A 16,030-nucleotide genomic window follows, 5' to 3' on the forward strand; every position below is an offset into this window, starting at 1 on the left:
ATGGCACGCAGACAGCCCGACATCACCGTCCCCGACCTCACCGGCAGGCTCGCCGTCGTCACCGGCGCCAGCGACGGCGTCGGCCTCAGCCTCGCGACCCGCCTGGCGGCCGCCGGAGCCGAGGTCATCATGCCGGTGCGCAACCGGCACAAGGGCGAGGCGGCGATCGCCAGGATCCGGCAGTCGTACCCGCACGCCGCCCTCACCCTGCGCGACCTCGACCTGTCCTCGCTGGACTCGGTGGCCGCCCTGGCCACGCGGCTGCGCGACGACAACCGCCCCATCCACATCCTCGTCAACAACGCCGGCGTGATGACGCCCCCGGCCCGCCGCGAGACCGCCGACGGGTTCGAGCTGCAGTTCGGCACGAACCACCTGGGCCACTTCGCCCTCGTGGGCCACCTGCTCCCCCTGCTGCGCGCCGGCCACGCGACCGTCACGTCCCAGATCAGCGTCGCGGCGAACCAGAACGCCATCAACTGGGACGACCTCAACTGGGAGCGCTCGTACGACGGCATGCGCGCCTACAGCCAGTCGAAGATCGCCTTCGGCCTCTTCGGCCTCGAGCTGGACCGCCGCAGCCGGGCGGCCGCCTGGGGCATCACGAGCAACCTCGCCCACCCCGGCGTCGCCGCGACCAACCTCCTGCAGGCCCAGCCCGACGCGGGCCGGCCCAGCCCCACCCTGGGCGGCCGCGTCGTCCGCACCCTCGGCAACCTCGGCATCCTCGTCGGCACGCCCGAGTCCGCCGCGCTCCCGGCCCTGTACGCCGCGACGTCCCCGGACGCGCGGGGCGCCCGGATGTACGCCCCGAGCGGCTTCCAGCACCTCGCGGGCCCGCCGGCCGAGCAGGAGCTGTACTCGCGCCTGCGCGGCGAGGCCGAGGCCGCCCGCGTCTGGCAGGCGTCGGAGCGGCTCACCCGCTGCGTCTTCCCCGACGCGCCGCCCGTGACCGACGGCTGACGGCCCCGGCGCGGGTCACCGGGCGCGGAGCCCGTCGACGAGGATCGACAGCAGGCGCGGGGCGCGCGCGTCGAGCTCGGCGTCGTCCAGCCGCGACAGCCAGCTGATGAGCACGATCACGTCCCGGGCCTCGGCGTCGCCGCGCACGGTGCCGGCCGAGCGCCCCGCGGCCAGCAGCAGCTCGACCGCCTCGCCGATCGGGCCGAGGCTGTGGGTCGCGAGGTCGCGCCACACCGACGCCTCGACCGCGGCGAACACGTCGCGCTTGACCCGGGCGTAGGCGGCCACCCGCTCGAACCACGCCGCGAGCGCGCCGAGCGGCTCGTGCGCCGCGAGCAGCCGTGGGGCCGCGGCCACGAGCTCGTCCACCTCGCGGCGGTAGACCTCGGCGAGCAGGTCCTCGCGGGTCGGGAAGTGCCGGTACAGCGTCCCCTGCCCGATCCCGCAGGCCTTCGCGACCGCGTTGAGCCGCAGCTCCCCCGGCTCGTGCACGAGGTCGCGCGCCGCCCGCAGGATCCGCTCCCGGTTGCGCTGGGCGTCGGCGCGACGTGCCGAACCGGACACGTGTCCGCTAGAGTCGGAGTAACCGGACATGTGTCCACTCTAGGCAAGGGGGATCCCCATGGCCATCCACGGCAAGGTCGTCGCCATCACCGGGGCCAGCAGCGGCATCGGCGAGGCGACCGCGCGCCACCTGGCCTCGCTCGGCGCGCCCGTCGTGCTCGGCGCCCGCCGCACCGACCGCCTCGACCGGCTCGTCGCCGAGATCGAGGCATCGGGCGGCCGGGCGGCGGCCGTTCGCGTGGACGTCACCGACCCCGGCGACATGGCGGCGCTCGTCGCCGCCGCCGTCGAGCGGTTCGGCCGCCTCGACGTCCTCGTGGGCAACGCGGGCATGACCCGGATCGGCCCCGTCGCCGAGCTCGACGTCGCGGGCTGGATGGCGATGGTCGACGTCAACGTGAAGGGCATCCTGCACGGCATCGCCGCGGCCCTGCCGGTGTTCCGGCGCCAGGGCCGCGGCCACCTCGTCACCGTCGTCTCCACCTCCGGCCTGAAGATCGTGCCGACCCAGGCCGTGTACGCGGGCACGAAGAACGCGGTCCGCACCCTCCTGGAGGGCCTGCGGCAGGAGAGCACCGACGGCGTCCTGCGCACGACGTCGATCTCCCCCGGCTACGTGCGCACCGAGCTCATCGACAACGCCGTCGACGATCCCGCCGCACGGGAGCAGGCCCGCCAGCACATGGCCGACCTCGGCATCGACCCGCTGGCCGTGGCCCGCGCGATCGCTTTCGCGATCGACCAGCCCGACGACGTCGAGATCGGCGACCTGACCATCCGCCCGACCCGCCAGGGCTGATCCCGCGCCGATCCGGCCGGCATGACGCAGCGTCACTATCCTCGCGGTATGTCGTTCCTCTCGCGGCGCCTCGACCCGGGGCTTCTCGCCGATCTGGTGGTGTCCGCCTCGGTCGTCGCGCTGTCGACCTGGTGGTGGCACCAGTTCCGCATCGGCGGGCTGCTCTACGGCGGGCTCGTCGGCGTCGCGCTGCTGTGGCGCCGCCGCCGGCCGATCGCCGTGCTCGCCGTCGTGGTCGTGCTCTCCGCCGCCGCGGCCCCGGTGATGGTGCACGGCACGCACCTGCACGAGGGCATGCTGCTCGTCGCGCTCGCCGTGGCCACGCACGCCGCCCTCGCGCACGCCCGGTCGCTGCGCACGGCGGTGGGGTGCGCGCTCGCCGTGCTGCTCCTCGCGGTCGTGCTGCTCGAGGCGCGGCCCCCGTTCGAGGGCGGCTGGGCGCCGGTCGACCTGTGGGGTCTCGGGCGGTCGCTGCTCGGCCTGCTGGGCTACGCGGCCGTGGTGTGGGCGGCCGCGCTGAGTGTGCGGTTCGCCCGCCAGCAGCGGGCGACGGCGGCCGAGCGGCGCGGGCACGCCGAGCGGGAGCGGGCGCAGCAGACCCGGATCGCGGTGGCCGAGGAGCGGGCCCGGATCGCGCGGGAGCTGCACGACATCGTCGCCCATTCGCTGTCGGTGATCGTGCTGCAGGCCAACGGCGGGCAGTACGCGTTCGACCACGACCCCGCGCGGGCCCGGGAGGCGCTGCGCACGATCGGCGCGACCGGCCGCGACGCGCTGGAGGAGATCCGGCACCTCGTGCAGATCCTGCGCGGGGACTCCGACGACGAGCTGAGCCGGGACCACGCCGTCGCCTCCGTCGTGGCCCGGGTCCGCACCGCCGGTGTCGACGTCGAGCTTCACGTGGAAGGTGTACCGCCCGAGGTCCCCGGCGGCGTCGCGCTCGCCGTCTACCGCATCGTGCAGGAGTCGCTCACGAACACGCTGAAGCACGCCGGCCCGGCCCCGGCCGCGACCGTCCGCATCGCCTACCGGCCCGGCGCCGTCGAGCTGGAGGTCACCGACTCCGGCACCGGCGCGGCCGCGTCCCCGGGCGGCGGCCACGGGCTCGTCGGCATGCGCGAGCGCGCCACGCTCTACGGCGGCACCTTCGACGCGGGCCCGTCGCTGAGCGGCGGCTGGCGCGTCCGGGCCCGCATCCCCCTCGCGGCCGAGGCGGTCAGCGCGTGATCCGGGTGGTGCTCGTCGACGACCAGCAGCTCGTGCGCGCCGGGTTCCGCATGGTGCTCGACTACCAGCCGGACATCACCGTCGTCGGCGAGGCCGGGGACGGTGCCGAGGCGCTGCGGCTGCTGCGCGACACCGACGCCGACGTGGTCGTGATGGACCTGCGGATGCCGGTGCTCGACGGGGTCGCCGCGACCCGGCGGATCTGCGCGGCCGGCCCGACCCCGCGGGTGCTCGTCCTGACCACGTTCGACACCGACGAGGAGGCGTTCGCCGCGCTGCAGGCCGGGGCGAGCGGCTTCCTGCTCAAGAGCGTGCCGCCGGAGGAGCTGCTGTCCGCGATCCGGGTCGTGGCCGGCGGCGAGGCCGTGGTGGCGCCGCGGGTGACCCGGCGGCTGCTCGACCGCTTCGCGGGCCGGCTCGGGCCGCAGACCTCGGACCCGGCGGCGACGCCCGACCTGACCGACCGCGAGCAGGAGGTCCTGCTGCTGGTCGCGCAGGGGCTGTCCAACGCCGAGGTCGGCGGCCGGCTCCACGTCGCGGAGGCGACGGTCAAGACCCACGTCGGGCGCATCCTGGCCAAGCTGGGCCTGCGGGACCGGGTGCAGGCGGTGGTCTTCGCCTACGAGTCGGGCCTGGTGCGCCCCGGCGGCGATACCTGAGTCGCAGCCGTACGACCTGAGTCGTACGCGGCGAACCAGCATCACGGTGGACGCCCCGCCCCGCGGCGCTGCCTAGCGTCGGGATCACGGATCCTCGACGAACGGGAGCACCATCGTGCCAGCGCTGCAGGCGGCCGGACTCAGCAAGGTGTACGGCCACGGCGACACCGCCGTCACCGCGCTCGACGGCGTCGACGTCACCTTCGCGGAGGGCCGGTTCCACGCCATCATGGGCGCGTCCGGCTCCGGCAAGTCGACGCTGCTGCACTGCCTCGCCGGCCTCGACCGGCCCACGAGCGGCGCCGTGCGCATCGGCGACGCCGACCTCACGACGCTCAACGACGAGCGGCTGACCCGGCTGCGCCGCGACCACGTGGGCTTCGTGTTCCAGCGGTTCAACCTGCTGCCGGTACTGACCGCGCGGGAGAACATCCTGCTGCCGCTGACGATCGCCGGGCGCCGGGCCGACCACGCGTGGTTCGAGCGGGTGGTGGCGGCCGTCGGGCTGACCGACCGGCTCGGTCATCGCCCGTCGGAGCTGTCCGGCGGCCAGCAGCAGCGGGTCGCGGTCGCCCGGGCGCTGATCACCCGGCCGTGGGTGGTCTTCGCCGACGAGCCGACCGGCAACCTCGACTCCCGCTCCGGCGCCGAGGTCCTGGGCCTGCTGCGCGACGCGGTGGCCCTGCTCGGCCAGACGGTGGTGATGGTGACCCACGACCTGCACGCCGCCGCGCACTGCGACCGGGTCGCGTTCCTGCAGGACGGCCGGTACGCCGCCGCCGTCGAGGACCCCACCGCCGAGGCGATCGTCGCCACGCTGGCCCGCCTCGACCGGGCCCGGTGACCGCCGTGCTCCGGCTGACCCTGCGCACCGCCCGCGCCAACCTCACCCGCTCGCTGCTCTCGTCGCTCGCCGTGGTCCTCGGCGTCGCGTTCGTCTGCGGCAGCCTCATGTTCACCGACGGGCTCGCCGCCGCGATGACCGGCCGCGCCGCCGAGCAGTACCGCAACGTCGACGTGCAGGTCGAGCCGGACGGGAGTGTCCGGGCCGACGAGTCCGTGGACCTGGCCGGACGGGTCCGGCAGGTCCCCGGCGTCCGCGCCGCCGAGCCCACCTGGCAGCTGTACTTCCTCGGCCTCGCCGCCGCCGACGGCCGGAAGATCCGCGGCGAGCACCGGGCCGTCAACGTCGCCGCCGACGAGCACCTGCGCTCCCTCACGGCCACCGAAGGCCGGCTCCCGTCCGCCCACGGCGAGGTCGCCCTCGACGAGGACACCGCCGCCCGCGAGCACCTGCGCATCGGCGACGGGGTGATGGTCAGCAACGTCGGCGGGGACGCCGCGACCTACACCGTCGTCGGCCTGACCGCGGCGGCGAGGGGCCCGTTCGACAGCGACGGCGCCCTGCTCGTCCTGACGAGCGCCGACGTCGAGGCCCTGGCCGGCTACCCGTCGACCACCGTGATCGTCGACGCCGCCGACGGCGTGCCCGACAAGGAGCTCGCCGCCCGGATCTCCGCGGCCGTCGGCGTCCGGGCGACGGCGCACGATCAGCTGGTACACCAGGCGCAGAACGAGGCCGTGGGCAACGCGAACACGTTCCGCACCGGGCTGCTCGGCTTCGCGGTCATCGCCGTGGCCATGGCCGCGTTCGTCATCGCGAACACGTTCACCATCGTGCTCGCCCAGCGCACGCGGGAGGTCGCCCTGCTGCGCCTCGTGGGCGCGACCCGTCGGCAGGTGTTCCGGTCCGTGGTGCTGGAGGCCGCGGTCATCGGGCTCGGCGGGTCCGGGCTCGGCCTCGCCCTCGGCACGCTGGTCGCGTTCGGGCTTCCGGTGCTGGTCGAGGTCCGCGTCGACCCGCTGATCTCGCTCAAGACGGTGCTCGTCGCGCTCGGCGTGGGCGTCGGGGTGACCGTGCTGGCGGCGCTGTTGCCGGCCCGGCGCGGTACGACCGTGGCTCCTGTCGTCGCGTTGTCCGACGCCGCCGTGCAGGTCGCCCGCCCGACCGGCCGGGTCCGCCGGGTCTTCGGGGTGCTCGCCGTCGCCGCCGGGCTCGCGGGCCTCGCCGGAGCGACGGCGGCCGGGCGCACCGAGGTGACGGTCGCCGGGACCCTGCTGACGATCGCCGGGTTTTTACTGCTGAGCCCGGTGGTCGTACCGGCTGTGGTGCGCCTCGCCGGCCGGCCGCTCGGCGCGCTCGGCGGGGCCACCGTCGCCCTCGCGCTGCGCAACGCCGTGCGCAACCCGCGCCGCATCGCGACCACCACCAACGCGCTCGTCGTCGGCGTGACCCTGGTCGGCACCTTCACCCTCATCGCCAAGAGCGCCGAGGCCCCGGCCGAGCGCCGGGCCGACGCCAAGCTGCGCGCCCAGTTCCTGGTCACCGACTCCGCCGACTTCGGGTTCCTGCCGGCCGGGCTGCTCGACGCACTGCGGCGGCAGCCGCAGCTCGCCGGGTTCCGGCCCCGGTACGAGACCTACGACCAGGGCGCCGGCCTGGAGGTGCACACCGGCGCGCCGCGGCCGGGCGCCGCGGACGTCACCGCCGATCTGGGGGTCGCGGCCGGCGGCACCGTCACCATCCACGGCCGCCCGTTCACCGTGGCGTCGGTCGTGCCCGGCACCCGCACCGTGTGGCTGACCGCCGAGGACATCACCGCCGTGTTCGACGATCCGCGCCTGGCCGAGGTGCAGCTCGACCCGGCCGCCGGGGTCAGCAAGGCCGACGCCCGCGCCGCGATCGACCGCACCCTGAACGCGTTCCCGGCCGCGGTCGCCTACGACCACGAGCAGTACGTCGAACGCCTCAACGCCCAGCTCAACCAGGGCCTCGAGGTCGTCACGGCCCTGCTCGCCCTCGCCGTGGTCATCGCGCTCATCGGCGTCGCCAACACCCTCACCCTGTCCGTGGTCGAGCGCACCCGGGAGAACGCCCTGCTCCGCGCGGTCGGCCTGACCCGGCGCGAGCTGCGGCTGACCCTCGCGGCGGAGGCGCTCGTCCTCGCCCTCACCGGCACCGTGATCGGGGTCGCCGCGAGCGTCGCCATCGCCCTGTCGGTGCTCGGCGCCATCGAGATGCACGGCTCGGGACTGTCCCTGGTGATGCCCTGGGACCGGCTCGGCATCCTGCTCGGCGTGGCCGTGCTCGCCGCGCTGGCCGCCGCGGTCCTGCCGGCCCGCCGCGCCGTGCGGCAGCCGATCGCCGAAAGCCTGGCGGTCGAGGACTGACGAGGCCTGACCGGAAAGTTTCAGGTCCGTACGCGCCTGTGGGGCCGCCCCCGCACCCCACGCATTGACGCCGATCGTGCCAGCGGCAAACGATGCGCGAACGAACGTCGTCACGGAACGGAGTGTGACCCTGTGGGTCTCAGACGTATCAGGACGCGCGGGGCTGTCGGGGGCGCGGTGGCCCTGGCCGCCGTCGCGGCCACCGCGCTCGTCGCCGTTACGCTCAACGCCGGAACCGCATCCGCCGGCACCGGCACCGGATACCTGCACACCAGCGGCAACAAGATCGTCGACTCGACCGGCGCGACCGTCCGGCTGACCGGCATCAACTGGTTCGGCATGGAGACCGACAACCACACCTTCCACGGGCTGTGGGCGGGCAAGCCGGCGAGCTGGACGCAGCAGATCGACCACATGGCGCAGCTCGGGTTCAACACGATCCGGGTGCCGTACACCGGCGACTCGCTGCGCTCGGGGGCGACCGCCACGAGCATCAACACCGACACCAACCCGGACCTCATCGGGCTGTCCCCGCTGCAGATCCTGGACAAGGTCATCAACTACGCGGGCGGCAAGGGGATGCGCATCATCCTCGACCGCCACCGCCCGACCGCCTCCGGCCAGACCGCGCTCTGGTACAGCGGGACCGCGACCGAGGCCAGCGAGATCGCCGACTGGCAGATGCTGGCGACGCGGTACGCGAACAACCCGACGGTCGTCGGCGCCGACCTGTTCAACGAGCCGCACGCCGACGGGACCGAGCCCAACGGCACCGGCTCCTGCTGGGGCTGCGGCGACACTACGAAGGACTGGCGCCTGGCCGCCGAGCGCATCGGCAACGCGATCCTCGGCACCAACTCCAACTGGCTCATCTTCGTCGAGGGCGTCAGCTGCGACGGCAACGGCGGCTCGCCGAACCCGTACGACAACATCCCCGACGACCCGATGGCCTGCGACTGGTGGGGCGGCAACCTGTCGAAGGCGGGCACGTACCCCGTGCGGCTCAACGTCGCCAACCGGCTCGTGTACTCGGCCCACGACTACGGCATCTCGGTGTACGACCGCCAGCCGTGGTTCAAGGACTCGAACTTCCCGAACAACCTGCCCGACGTGTGGGACCACTTCTGGGGCTACCTGTACAAGCAGAACGTCGCCCCGATCCTCGTCGGCGAGTTCGGCAGCACCCTCGCCAACCCGCTGGACACCCAGTGGATGACGAAGCTGATGGCGTACATGGGCACCGGCACGAACGGGATGTCGTTCACGTACTGGTCCTGGAACCCCGACTCGGGCGACACCGGCGGCATCGTCGGCGACGACTGGAACACGGTCAACCAGGCGAAGATGAACATCATCGGCCCGTACCTCAACCCACCCGCCGGGGGCGGCGGATCGACCGGCGGCCCCACCTCCAACCCGCCGACCAGCTCCCGCCCGCCGACGAGCTCGCAGCCGCCGACCAGCTCGCCGCCGCCGGCGACGGGGGCCTGCACCGCGACGTACACGGTCACGAGCCAGTGGCCGGGCTCGCCGGGCGGGTTCCAGGGCTCGGTGACGGTGAAGGCCGGCACCTCGGCCATCTCCAAGTGGACGGTCAAGTGGACGTTCGCCAACGGCCAGACCATCGGCCAGCTCTGGAACGGCACGCTGAGCACGTCCGGCTCCGCGGTGACGGTCACGAACGCGGCGTACAACGGCACGATCCCCGCGAACGGCTCGACCGAGTTCGGGTTCACGGGCACGTGGAGCGGTACGAACGCCGTCCCCACGCTGACCTGCACCGCCTGATCAACCCTCACGGGCCCGGTGCGGCCGACCCTCGCGGTCGGCCGCGCCGGGCCTCGGCGTTGAAGTCGTCGAGCACCGATTGCGGTCCCCGCCTGACAGCGGCGAGGTTGTCAGCGACGCGCTCGAGGCCGGCGGCCTGGTCCGCCGCATCAGTGCCGGACGCCGGTTCTGGCGGCCTGTTCCACTCGCGCGATCAGGCGGCCGTTGTGGACGGCGAGCTGGAATCCGGGGGTGTGGTGGGTCCCGTTCGTGATGTCGCGGGCCAGGCTGGCGTAGACCTCGCCCACGTTGATGGACGCGCCCGTCCAGATCTCGGCGGCGGTGGGGCCGGTGCCGGTGCCGGTGGCGACGGGGCGGTCGGGTGCCGTGAAGTCCACATTGGACGAGAGTGTGAGGTCGCCGACCTGGACGCCCGCGGGGTGGTTGCCGGTCAGCTTCAGCCAGCCGTCCGATCCGCGGACCTCCAGGCTGAAGTGGGCATCGGGCACGGGCACGCCGGCCAGGATCTGCACCCCGGCCGGGGCGCCGGATGCGGTCTTGACGATGGCGTCGAGGTGGTCCGGGACCTCCCGGACGGACGTCGCACCGGTGTCCACCAGCTTCACCCGGGGCCAGAGGAGTTCGGTGCGCGCGTCGATCTCGGTGATGTCGCCGAGGACCGCCTCGACCACATCCAGCACGTGCCCCGCCGCGATCGGCAGGAAGCCGGCCCCGGCCGCCGCCTTGTCGAAGTACTCGTATGCGCTCGTCGACTCCGGGCCGTTGCCGAAGGTCGTCGCGGCGACCCGGGCCGAGAGCAGCCGGCCGAGCCGGCCCTGGGCGATGATCTCGGCCGCGCGGCGTACCGAGGGGTTCAGCCGGCCCTGCAGGCCGATTGCCGTGTGCAGTGCACCGGCCGCGGCCGCCATCTCCTCCGTCTGCGCGAGGGTCGCGCCGAGCGGGGACTCCGAGTAGACGGCTTTGTTCGCCGCGAGGGCCGCGAGCACGAGCTCGCGGTGCGCCGGGACCTTGACCGCGACGGTGACGAGGTCGATCGACGGCTCGTGGATGAGCGCGAGGGGATCGGCGAACCAGCGCCCGGCGCCGAAGGTCTCGGCAGCGCGCCGGGCGCTGTCCGCGTGCCGGGTCGCCACCGTCGCGAGGGTGAACTGCGGTTGCGCCGCGAGCGCGGGGATGTGCGACGCACCGGCCCAGCTCGCTTGTGTGTCGGCACCGATGATGCCGACGCGAATCGGATTGCTTGTCATGCTGTACTGCTCCGTTCTCAGCGGTCGATGGCGGCCATGTCGGCCTCGGCGTGGCGATCGCCGGACGCCGGTGTCAGGTTGTTCAGGCGCGTGATCTGATCGGCGGTGAGCCGGATGTCGTCGGCGGCGCTGTTCTCCTCGAGCCGGTCGGCGCGCCTGGTGCCCGGAATGGGCGCGATGCCGTCCCCCTGAGCGAGCAGCCAGGCCAGAGCGACCTGCGCGGGTGTCGCCTCGGCCTCGCCGGCGATCTCGCGTACCTCGTCGACGATGCGCAAGTTCCGGGTGAGGTTGTCGCCGGTGAACCGGGGGTTGCTACGGCGCCAGTCGCCGGCGTCCAGGCCGTCGAGGGAGCGGATGCGGCCCGTGAGGAAGCCGTGCCCGAGCGGCGAGTAGGGAACGAAGCCGATCCCCAGTTCCCGCAGCGTGGGCAGGACGTCGGCCTCGGGATCGCGGGTCCACAGCGAGTACTCGCTCTGGACGGCGGCCAGCGGGTGCACCGCATGGGCCCGGCGGATCGTCGCCGCAGCCGCCTCCGACAGTCCGATGTGGCGCACCTTTCCGGCGGCCACCAGGTCGCTCAGCGCTCCCACCGTCTCCTCGATGGGCGTGCCGGGGTCGACCCGGTGCTGGTAGTACAGGTCGATGCGGTCGGTTCCGAGCCGCCGCAGGGAGCCGTCGACGGACGCGCGGATGTTGGCGGGTGTACTGTCCGGGCCCGGCCGACCGGTGTGGGAGACGAGGCCGAACTTGGTCGCGATGACGACCTCGTCCCGCCGGGTCCTGACGGCGCGACCCACCAGTTCCTCGTTGGCATAGGGCCCGTACACCTCGGCGGTGTCCAGATGCGTGACGCCGAGATCCAGGGCGCGCCGCATGGTGCGCATCGATTCGCCGTCGTCGCGGCCCGCGCCGGTGTAGAACGCCGACATCCCCATGACCCCGAGGCCGATGCGCGAGACCTCGAGCCCGCCCAGGCGTGTGACTCGCATCCTTGGTCCTCCTTCAGATCGACCGCCTGCGCCGCACGTCACCGCGCCGGCGCACAGGAAGGTCTCGAACTTGACGCGTCAACATCAAAACATGCCCGAACTTGATGCGTCAACAACGTGCGATAGGGTGGGCAGCATGGCGAGGACCACAGCAGGAGCGAAGGACCCGGGCGCCGGCGCGAACGCGTCCGCGGCGGCGCGGTCCGCTGAACCCGTAGCCGAAACGCGCTGGCTGAGCCGCGATGAGCTGGCGGCGTGGCTGGCGAACTCGGCGATCATGATCAGCCTGCCGGCCGCCCTGGACGCGCGGATGCAGCGCGAGGCGCACCTGACGTTCTTCGAGTACATGGTGCTCTCGGTGCTCTCCGAGGAGCCGGAACGCACGCTGCGGATGAGCGATCTGGCCACCCGGACATCGGCGTCGCTGTCGCGGCTCTCACATGTCGTCGGACGGCTGGAGGTACGCGGCCTGCTCGAGCGGGCCCGAATTCCCGGCGCCGGCAGACGCACCGTCGCGAAGCTGACCGAGGCCGGCTACCAGGTGGTCGTGGCGGCGGCACCGGGGCACGTCGCAGCGGTCCGCGAGTACCTGATAGACGGACTCGAACCCCGCGACCTGGCAGCACTGCGCCGCATCGGCACCGCGGTCAACGCCGCCATCAACCGCGGGAGTTCCGACGTGGACGACAGCGCGTGAGGGCCCAGCCCGCATCAGGTGTCATCGCCGCTGCGTTCGGCGCTGCTGCGTCTGGTCCGGGGGTTGGGTGCGGGTGTTGGTGGCGGCCCAGCTGGCGAGGAGACGGAGGGCGTCGTGGGAGGGGTCGGCGGGTTCGGCGTGGTAGGCGGTCATCGTGAGGCCGGGGTCCGCGGGCATGGGCATGGCTTCGAAGCCGAGGCTGAGCGGGCCGACGACGGGGTGGTGGAAGTGTTTGACGCCGGTGTGGTGCAGCCGGACGTTGTGCGCGGCCCAGAGGGTTCGGAAGTCGTCGCTTCGGGTGGCCAGCTCGCCGACGAGGTCGGTAAGGGCCTTGTCGTAGGGGTCGCGTCCGGCTTCGGTGCGCAGCAGCGCGACGGTGGTGTTGGCGGCGTCGTCCCAGTCGGGATAGAAGGTCCCGGCGGCGGGGTCGAGGAAGCAGAACCGGGCCAGGTTGACCGGCCGGTCCGGGCCGGTGAACGCCGGGCTGTACAGCGCTTGGCCGAGTGAGTTGATCGCGAGGATGTCGAGGCGGCCGTTGCGGACGAAGGCGGGGGCGTCGGTCATCGCGTCGAGCAGCCGCCGTACGGCGGGCCGGATCTGCTGCCGGGCCGGGCGCCGGCGGGCGCGTGGGGTGGTGTTGGCGGCGCGGGCGAGGTCGTGCAGGTGGGCGCGTTCAGCGTCATCGAGCCGCAGCGCGCGGGCGATCGCTTCGAGGATGCTGTCGGAGACGCCGCTGAGGTTGCCGCGCTCGAGGCGGACGTAGTAGTCGGGGCTGACCCCGGCCAGCAGCGCGACCTCGGCCCGGCGGAGTCCGGGGACCCGGCGGGCGCCCCCGTACTGCGGCAGCCCGGCCTGTTCCGGCGTGAGCCGGGCCCGGCGGCTGGCCAGGAACTCCCGCACTTCGGCCCGGTTGTCCATGCCATCACCGTACGACCCCGGCCCCGGGTGAAAAGGGGTGCTGGCATTACCTGCTTCGGCAAACCCTCCCGCCTGCCCGGAGCCGCGGCTTGTATGGGTGGCATGAGCGATGCGTCCCGAGCCGGCCGCTCGGGTCCGCTGACCCACGAAAGGACACCAGCGATCATGACAGAGAACACCGCGCCGTCCGGCGCCGAGCGCATGTTCGGCGACTTCGCCCCGGCGCTCGTCGACTACACCGACGACGTCCTGTTCGGGCAGGTCTGGGAACGACCCGAGCTCGCCCCGCGCGACCGCAGCCTCATCACCGTGGCCAGCCTCCTCACCAGCGGCAGCACCGAACAGCTCACCTTCCACCTCGCCAAGGCCCGCGACAACGGCCTGACCGAGACCGAGCTCATCGAGGCGATCACCCACCTCGCCTTCTACGCCGGCTGGCCCAAGGCCATGTCCGCGATGACCGTCGCCAAGAAGATCTTCCGAGGAGACACCTGACACGCGGTCCGATCAAGTGCCGGAGCCCCTCCGGTTCGGACTCCGGCTTGCGGATGTGGTTTTGCTCGTTGCCGCTGCTCAGCCGAGGCCGGCCAGGCGGCGCAACAGGGCGAGTGTGAAAGCCGCCGCCGCGTCGAGCGCGTCCGCCCGCGGCACCGGGTCGGTGCCGGCATCGAGCGCGCCGAGCACGATGAGCGAGAAGCCGCCGGCCGGTAGGGACCGCTCTTCGGACCGGCCCAGCACGGATCCGAGGTGCACGGCCGGGCTGTGGGCGAAGTGGTCCGGAATCCAGTCGTCGGGCCGCATCGCTCGGGCCAGGGCGAGCAGCCCGGCGTCGGGCCGGTACGCCGGCCGTCCGACGACCTCGGAGGGGACCAGGACGTCGCCGGGGCGCACCGGTGGCAAGCCGCGGGCCACGCCGGCGAACAGCCGGTGACGCGCGTACGGGACGCCGCTGGGCGGTGACGACGCCGGCGGCGGCTCGACCGCGACGAGCAGCGGGCCGATGGGCACGACGACGGCGGAGCCGCCCGGATGGTGGACCGTCTCGCGGTCACCGGGCAGCAGCCTCAGGAGGGCGGGCGCCGCGCTCACCACCGCGACGTCGACGGCACGCACGGGATCACTCTGCCACGCCGCCGCGAACCGCTACGCCTCCGGCATGTCCGCGAGGGCGGAGTCGGCGAGCATGAGCACCGCGAACTCGAGATCACCCTCGTGGTCGGTGCCCACCTGGCGGAAGCCGCACCGTTCCAGGAGTTTCACGGAGGCGGTGTTGCCGATGAACGGGTCGGCGTAGAGCGGCCGGATCTGCTCGCGCCGCAGGAACTCGCGCAGGGCCTCCGTGCCGATGCCCCGTCCCCAGAAACGCTGGCCGAGCCAGTAGCCGATGAAGCGCCGATCGTCACTCCACCAGGCCATGAAGCTGCCGGCGACCTCGCCGCCGGCCACGGCGATCTGGACGTGGTTGGCGGGGTCGGCAAGCACCTTGGTGCGCCAGTGCGTCATGAACGGCTCCCGCTCACGGGCGGGAAACTGCGCCCGGCGCACCGCCTCCTCCTCTCGCTGCTGCTCGTAGAGCACCTCGAGGTCGGCCTCGACCAGGTCCCGCAACAGCACTTCGCTCATGGCGGACAGTCTGCCAGCGCTCCCGGCAAGAGCCGAGGGTCCCCGGGCGCGGGGACCCTCGGTCCGGTTACTGGCGCACCTGGCTCCAGGCCGGGGCGACCCCGGGCTCGATGACGCGGGCGTCGGGCAGGCCGTCGAGGCCGGTCTCGGCGCCGCCCGGGGTGTAGACGACCACCAGCCGCAGCGGACGCCACGTGGTGTTGTAGGTCGAGTGGAGCGTGTTGGCCGGGATGTACACGGCGTCGCCCTCGCGGATCGGGAACGCCGGGCCGTCGCCGACGGTCTGCTCGCCCTCGCCGGAGATCACGTAGATGACCTCCTCCTCGTTCGGGTGCACGTGCGGCGCGTGGCCCTGCGCCGGGTAGACGATCACCTCGCCGGTGGTCAGCCCGGCGCCCTCGTCGAGGTGCGGGGTGACCAGCCACTTGATGGTGCCCCAGTCGAAGACGCGGGTCGGGTTCTCGTCGGGGCGGCGGAAGGTCGTCATGCGGGCTCCTGATCGGTGGCGGTGATGTTCTTGAAGGCGACCATCTGGGCCTCGATGGCCCGCTCGGTGGGCAGGCGCTCGACCGAGGAGGCGCCGAAGAAGCCGACGATGCCGGTGGTGTTGGCGAGGATGTACCGGGCGTCGGCCGGCTCGGCGATGGGGCCGCCGTGGCAGAGCACGATGATGTCCGGGTTGACGGCCGTCGCGGCGTCGCGCATGGCCTGCACCCGTTCGGCCGACTCATCCAGGCTCAGCGCCGTCTGTGCGCCGATCGAGCCGCTGGTGGTCAGTCCCATGTGCGGCACGAGCACGTCGGCGCCGGCGTCGGCCATGGCCGCGGCCTGCTCCACGTCGAACACGTAGGGCGCGGTGAGCAGGTCCCGCTCGCGGGCCAGCCGGACCATGTCGATCTCGAGCCGGAAGCTCATGCCGGTCTCTTCCAGGTTCTGCCGGAAGACCCCGTCGATCAGCCCCACGGTCGGGAAGTTCTGCACCCCGGCGAAGCCGAGGGCCTTGAGCTCGTCCAGGAAGCGGCCCATCACCCGGAAGGGGTCGGTGCCGTTGACGCCGGCCAGGACCGGGGTGTCCCGCACGATCGGCAGCACCTCGCGGCTCATGTCCACGACGATCTGGTTGGCGTCGCCGTAGGCGAGCAGGCCGCTGAGCGAGCCGCGGCCGGCCATCCGGTAGCGGCCCGAGTTGTAGATGATGATCAGGTCGGCCCCGCCGGCCTCGGCGGCCTTGGCGGAGATGCCGGTGCCGGCGCCCGCACCGATCACCGGTCTGCCGGCCGCAACGGTGGCCCGGAGCCGGGCCAGCGCGGTGGTGCGGTCCATGC

General features: G+C 73.2%; 17 protein-coding genes. 9 read left to right on the forward strand and 8 right to left on the reverse strand.

Features of this window, described 5'->3' with window-relative positions; translation table 11 throughout:
- Window positions 1–963, forward strand: a complete 963-nt coding sequence (locus AC6JBM_RS23095; RefSeq protein WP_497985653.1) for an SDR family oxidoreductase — start codon at window positions 1–3, stop codon at window positions 961–963.
- 15 nt (window positions 964–978) lie between these two features.
- Here the strand turns inward: AC6JBM_RS23095 and AC6JBM_RS23100 are convergent, their stop codons facing one another.
- Entirely contained in the window at window positions 979–1,557 is a 579-nt protein-coding gene (locus AC6JBM_RS23100; RefSeq protein ID WP_497985654.1) for a TetR/AcrR family transcriptional regulator, read from the reverse strand.
- 28 nt (window positions 1,558–1,585) lie between these two features.
- On the opposite strand from AC6JBM_RS23100, the gene AC6JBM_RS23105 reads away from it, so the two are divergent.
- The 6 genes from AC6JBM_RS23105 (at window position 1,586) to AC6JBM_RS23130 (ending at window position 9,231) form a co-directional block, all read left to right on the forward strand.
- Window positions 1,586–2,326 carry an SDR family oxidoreductase gene (locus AC6JBM_RS23105; protein ID WP_497985655.1) on the forward strand — a complete coding sequence of 247 codons (741 nt, stop codon included), beginning with the start codon at window positions 1,586–1,588 and terminating at the stop codon, window positions 2,324–2,326.
- 48 nt (window positions 2,327–2,374) lie between these two features.
- Window positions 2,375–3,553, forward strand: a complete 1,179-nt coding sequence (locus AC6JBM_RS23110) for a sensor histidine kinase (RefSeq protein ID WP_497985656.1) — start codon at window positions 2,375–2,377, stop codon at window positions 3,551–3,553.
- Entirely contained in the window at window positions 3,550–4,212 is a 663-nt protein-coding gene (locus AC6JBM_RS23115) for a response regulator (RefSeq protein ID WP_497985657.1), read from the forward strand. The genes AC6JBM_RS23110 and AC6JBM_RS23115 overlap by 4 nt, the downstream gene beginning before the upstream one ends.
- A gap of 115 nt (window positions 4,213–4,327) precedes the next feature.
- Entirely contained in the window at window positions 4,328–5,056 is a 729-nt protein-coding gene (locus tag AC6JBM_RS23120; protein WP_497985658.1) for an ABC transporter ATP-binding protein, read from the forward strand.
- Window positions 5,053–7,443 carry an FtsX-like permease family protein gene (locus tag AC6JBM_RS23125; RefSeq protein ID WP_497985659.1) on the forward strand — a complete coding sequence of 797 codons (2,391 nt, stop codon included), beginning with the start codon at window positions 5,053–5,055 and terminating at the stop codon, window positions 7,441–7,443. Before AC6JBM_RS23120 ends, AC6JBM_RS23125 begins: the two co-directional genes overlap by 4 nt.
- Window positions 7,444–7,575: 132 nt before the next feature.
- The gene (locus tag AC6JBM_RS23130; RefSeq protein ID WP_497985660.1) at window positions 7,576–9,231 is read left to right on the forward strand and encodes a cellulase family glycosylhydrolase; all 1,656 of its coding nucleotides are present in this window, start codon (window positions 7,576–7,578) and stop codon (window positions 9,229–9,231) included.
- A gap of 149 nt (window positions 9,232–9,380) precedes the next feature.
- Here AC6JBM_RS23130 and AC6JBM_RS23135 read toward each other — a convergent pair whose 3' ends face one another.
- Both AC6JBM_RS23135 and AC6JBM_RS23140 read right to left on the reverse strand, forming a co-directional pair.
- The gene (locus AC6JBM_RS23135; protein ID WP_497985661.1) at window positions 9,381–10,478 is read right to left on the reverse strand and encodes a Gfo/Idh/MocA family protein; all 1,098 of its coding nucleotides are present in this window, start codon (window positions 10,476–10,478) and stop codon (window positions 9,381–9,383) included.
- A 17-nt stretch (window positions 10,479–10,495) separates the two neighbouring features.
- The gene (locus tag AC6JBM_RS23140; RefSeq protein ID WP_497985662.1) at window positions 10,496–11,467 is read right to left on the reverse strand and encodes an aldo/keto reductase; all 972 of its coding nucleotides are present in this window, start codon (window positions 11,465–11,467) and stop codon (window positions 10,496–10,498) included.
- Window positions 11,468–11,603: 136 nt separating this feature from the next.
- Between AC6JBM_RS23140 and AC6JBM_RS23145 the strand changes: the two genes are divergently transcribed.
- Entirely contained in the window at window positions 11,604–12,164 is a 561-nt protein-coding gene (locus tag AC6JBM_RS23145) for a MarR family winged helix-turn-helix transcriptional regulator (protein WP_497986513.1), read from the forward strand.
- 21 nt (window positions 12,165–12,185) lie between these two features.
- On the opposite strand, the gene AC6JBM_RS23150 is transcribed toward AC6JBM_RS23145, so the two are convergent.
- Entirely contained in the window at window positions 12,186–13,082 is an 897-nt protein-coding gene (locus tag AC6JBM_RS23150; protein WP_497985663.1) for a helix-turn-helix transcriptional regulator, read from the reverse strand.
- A 165-nt stretch (window positions 13,083–13,247) separates the two neighbouring features.
- Here AC6JBM_RS23150 and AC6JBM_RS23155 point away from each other — a divergent pair, with 165 nt between their 5' ends.
- Window positions 13,248–13,577 carry a carboxymuconolactone decarboxylase family protein gene (locus AC6JBM_RS23155; protein ID WP_497985664.1) on the forward strand — a complete coding sequence of 110 codons (330 nt, stop codon included), beginning with the start codon at window positions 13,248–13,250 and terminating at the stop codon, window positions 13,575–13,577.
- Window positions 13,578–13,655: 78 nt separating this feature from the next.
- On the opposite strand, the gene AC6JBM_RS23160 is transcribed toward AC6JBM_RS23155, so the two are convergent.
- From AC6JBM_RS23160 to AC6JBM_RS23175, 4 genes are all read right to left on the reverse strand, one after another.
- On the reverse strand, window positions 13,656–14,195 hold the full coding sequence (locus AC6JBM_RS23160) for a hypothetical protein (RefSeq protein ID WP_497985665.1): 540 nt from the start codon (window positions 14,193–14,195) through the stop codon (window positions 13,656–13,658).
- 30 nt (window positions 14,196–14,225) lie between these two features.
- Window positions 14,226–14,705: a GNAT family N-acetyltransferase gene (locus AC6JBM_RS23165; RefSeq protein ID WP_497985666.1), complete on the reverse strand. Its 480-nt coding sequence runs from the start codon at window positions 14,703–14,705 to the stop codon at window positions 14,226–14,228.
- A gap of 67 nt (window positions 14,706–14,772) precedes the next feature.
- Window positions 14,773–15,192, reverse strand: a complete 420-nt coding sequence (locus AC6JBM_RS23170; protein ID WP_497985667.1) for a cupin domain-containing protein — start codon at window positions 15,190–15,192, stop codon at window positions 14,773–14,775.
- Entirely contained in the window at window positions 15,189–16,028 is an 840-nt protein-coding gene (locus tag AC6JBM_RS23175) for a phosphoenolpyruvate hydrolase family protein (RefSeq protein WP_497985668.1), read from the reverse strand. Before AC6JBM_RS23175 ends, AC6JBM_RS23170 begins: the two co-directional genes overlap by 4 nt.
- Window positions 16,029–16,030 lie beyond the last annotated feature (2 nt).

It is taken from the genome of Dactylosporangium thailandense, from assembly GCF_059739745.1.